This is a genomic window from Marinobacter sp. C1S70, assembly GCF_000475355.1.
Taxonomy (GTDB): Bacteria; Pseudomonadota; Gammaproteobacteria; order Pseudomonadales; family Oleiphilaceae; genus Marinobacter; species Marinobacter nauticus.
In genome coordinates this window covers 1-3,243 of the sequence record NZ_AXBW01000079.1, presented here as the reverse complement: position 1 = coordinate 3,243, position 3,243 = coordinate 1, and the positions used below count along the sequence as shown (strand labels likewise).

3 protein-coding genes are annotated in these 3,243 nt (G+C 43.6%); all 3 read right to left on the bottom strand.

Annotation, left to right across the window (positions count from 1 at the left end):
* The coding region (locus Q669_RS17635; protein WP_022993287.1) for an AAA family ATPase at positions 1–1,172 on the bottom strand (1,172 nt) is incomplete at its 3' end.
* Positions 1,173–1,210: 38 nt separating this feature from the next.
* The gene (locus Q669_RS17630; RefSeq protein ID WP_152525070.1) at positions 1,211–1,636 is read right to left on the bottom strand and encodes a hypothetical protein; all 426 of its coding nucleotides are present in this window, start codon (positions 1,634–1,636) and stop codon (positions 1,211–1,213) included.
* Between the two features lie 286 nt (positions 1,637–1,922).
* The coding region (locus Q669_RS19655; protein WP_036149956.1) for a tetratricopeptide repeat protein at positions 1,923–3,243 on the bottom strand (1,321 nt) is incomplete at its 5' end.

Sequence of the window (3,243 nt, the reverse complement as noted above, 5' to 3'; positions counted from 1 at the left end):
ACGTTCGCCGGAATACGCACGCCGAGCACTTGCCCGGAATCCCGGCGTTTTTCCAATACTTGCTGCCCGAGATTGGTGGTGAAAAATATAAAGGCTTGGGAGAAATCCGCTTCTTTTAATGATGTCTCGTCTTTTCCAATACCCCTATCCAACACGCCCAGAAGACTCTGAATGACCTCGGAGTGAGCCTTTTCTATTTCATCGAAGATAATGATGGATTTAGGGACATTGCGTACTGCGTCTGTCAGCTGGCCCAATGCAGCTCCAGAATAGAAATTGCCATTACCAAATAGCGCCGAGTTGGCATCGCTGTCGTTAAACTGCTCCATGCTGAACTTTAGTATCTGGTAATCTTCACCCTCTATTCGAGGCAGTGCCTTTGCAAAGGTTTCTGCCAAAAACGTTTTACCGGTACCCGGTGCCCCAAGGAGCATGAATATACCGCGCGGGCCAGAAGACTTTCTCAGTACGCTCTGGGCGTATGCATCGCATACGCCATCGATTGCGGCATCCTGACCTTTTACGCTCTCAGACAGGAGCGTGCGCAGACGAGCGGCAGCCTCTCGGAAATATCGATAGCTGAGCGGCTTGTGATTCTCTTCCAACCAATGAGTAAAAGCCTCGTTCGTTTCCCTGATTGACGAAAAGGTTCTCAGAAATCCCTCAAAACCATCTTTAAGCAACGAGCTCATGAAGGACTTGTCCACCCAGTCCGCAAGCTTCTTTCCCTCATCGCTTTGAAGCTGAAAGGTATACCAATCAGCATAGCTCTGATCGCCTGGCGGCTTGTTTGTGACGGAATCCCTGAGGTGTTGTCGAAGCAAGGCAATGTGCTCTCCCTCGTAAAGCAATGAGGCAGGCCTGCCCAACCAATTGGCTAGCTGTCTCCGTAACTCCGGCACCTGCATAAGGGCCAGGAGAACAGGAAAGGTATCGTCCTCCATTTTCACGCCCTGCGCATTCATCGCTGATCGAACAAAAATCAGCTCCTGTTTGAAACTATCAAAGCGCTTTCTCTCGGACTTCGAAACTTTCTTTTTCGGTTCGGTCTGCACGGTTTTTTTGCTAGCTTCTGCTGAAGTTGCACCAGAGGTCTCTTGAGAAGCCTTCTTTTTAGACCTTTCGAACTCGAGTAACTCCTGCAGTACCGATTTATTCTTATCTGCCGACATGGTTGCTCCGCATTAACCGTTATGGATGCACTACTTTTTCAGAAATTGTCTTGATCCGAGAGCTTCCGCTCCAGGTCATCGGTTGTTTTGGCAACATTGAGTAGAACCTGCCTCAAGCGCTGTGGACCGGCATTGGCGTCGACATTGGCGCCAAAAACCAGAGCCACTGTCTCGTTATCGGAATCAATCTGAAGCTTCCAGCTGCCTATTTTCACGCCACTGTTCTGCTTGAGACAGTAGGCAAGCACTTTGGCAGTGGGCAGTTCACCCGTGTAGGCAGGAGAAAAAATCTCCCGGTACTCCTGGTCATCGTAGGTGTAGGTGCGGGAACTGATGAATACCGTTTGGCTTCGGTCTTCTTCCCAGCCGCTGATCATCACGATTGCATCGCCGTCATCATCAATTCGGAATTTGAGTTCTGCTAGTTCGAGCATTGCGGGTACGCGTGGGTCTCGTTTGTTCATGTTTTTTCTTTTGCCTTCGTAGTTTTCAAAGTGTCAGCTGAACGATCACGCCTGGAATTCGCCAGCTATTTAGTCATGACATAACTTCTATTACTTGATTTTCACATCTGTCCGCCAAAGTAGCAGTTTAAACTTTTTTCTCGCAAATTAAATTTAAAGATCAAAAAAAACCTAAAATCAAAACTTAAAAGAAACCCATAAACTAAAACGTGCACATCAAGATAATAAAACAATCCAATATTCAACGATCGAGATTTTAGGAAAACTTCGGCACCTAAAATTTAATTTATGTTAAAAGCCTATCAGCTTCCTCAGAAATTTCTATTGCCTCACTAAGCCTACCCATTTTTTTCAATATTTCTGCCTGAGCTCTCAAACAATCGACCAAACAAGAGCTCCACTGCCGCTCAGACCAACTATAATGCCTTTTGCATATTAAATTAGCCTCTTGCAAAATATCAACAGCATAAGATAGTTCACTCAAGCTCTCCCGGCACAAAGCATAATTCCTCAACCCATAAAAAAAGAATTTATCCCAATCTGGGAGGCCATTCCTCTCTCCTAATCGAAAAATTTCAATCGATTTCATATGATAATTAATGGCTTCGTCTGAAAAACCAAGTTTATTTTTTAGGAACCCAATACTGCTCAGACAGTTAGCATATTCCAACCCCCATTTATTATTATCATAATTATATATTACCCCGAACAAGGCACACGCTTTTTCCAGCTTATCCAGAGCTTTATCTAACTCTCCTTCCATGCGCATTGTATTTGCCTGATGAAAACAAATCCTAGCGACATCTTGAAACCATTTACTTCCATCAGCATCATTAGGGTCAGAATAAAACCTAAAACTCTTTTCTTTCGCAAGCGCGTACTTATCCCATTGACCTTTCTTTTCATAAAGTTCTGCAACATGATCGTAACCACGTGCACACTCTTCGACGAATTTATCAATATCTGGATTGTATTGCTCTAAGCTAACATCGAGAGACGCTTTGTACTCAAACAAAGCATCGTCAAACCGCCCGAAAATTTTATATATAATACCTAAATTTTCCATGCTCTCAATGTAAAGGAGAGCCCAGCGGTTCGGGGCCTTTTTATAACCTTCCTCGCAGACTTTGGTTGCCCATTTCCCAAACTTTACACTTTCTTTATAATTTCTTCTAGAACAATGCATTTTAGAAAGTGCAATACAGCAATCAACATAGCCTTCCGCCCATAGAGTTCGATATGTCGAAAATCCTTTTTCCTGGATTAGAAAAGCATCTTCAAGATCAGACTGCGCCATTTCTGGTCGATTCATACCGATATAATGCTGACCTCGTAAAATGAGACTGTAAGCATACAAAAAATCCCAACCGCTTCTTTCTAATTTATAGAATCCTTTGCATATTGACACAGCTTCATCGTGCAGATAAACTCCATCATTGGTTTTAATATCACCAGTTAATCTATAGAACCTACCTAAAACGTTTAACGAATCAACATAGTCCTCCGCCCACAAGTAACTATTTTCCTGATAGCCAATCAGGCGAATCCGATGCGCCTCCTCTAATATTTTCTTATGTTCACTTATAATTAACCTGAATCCGTGACTT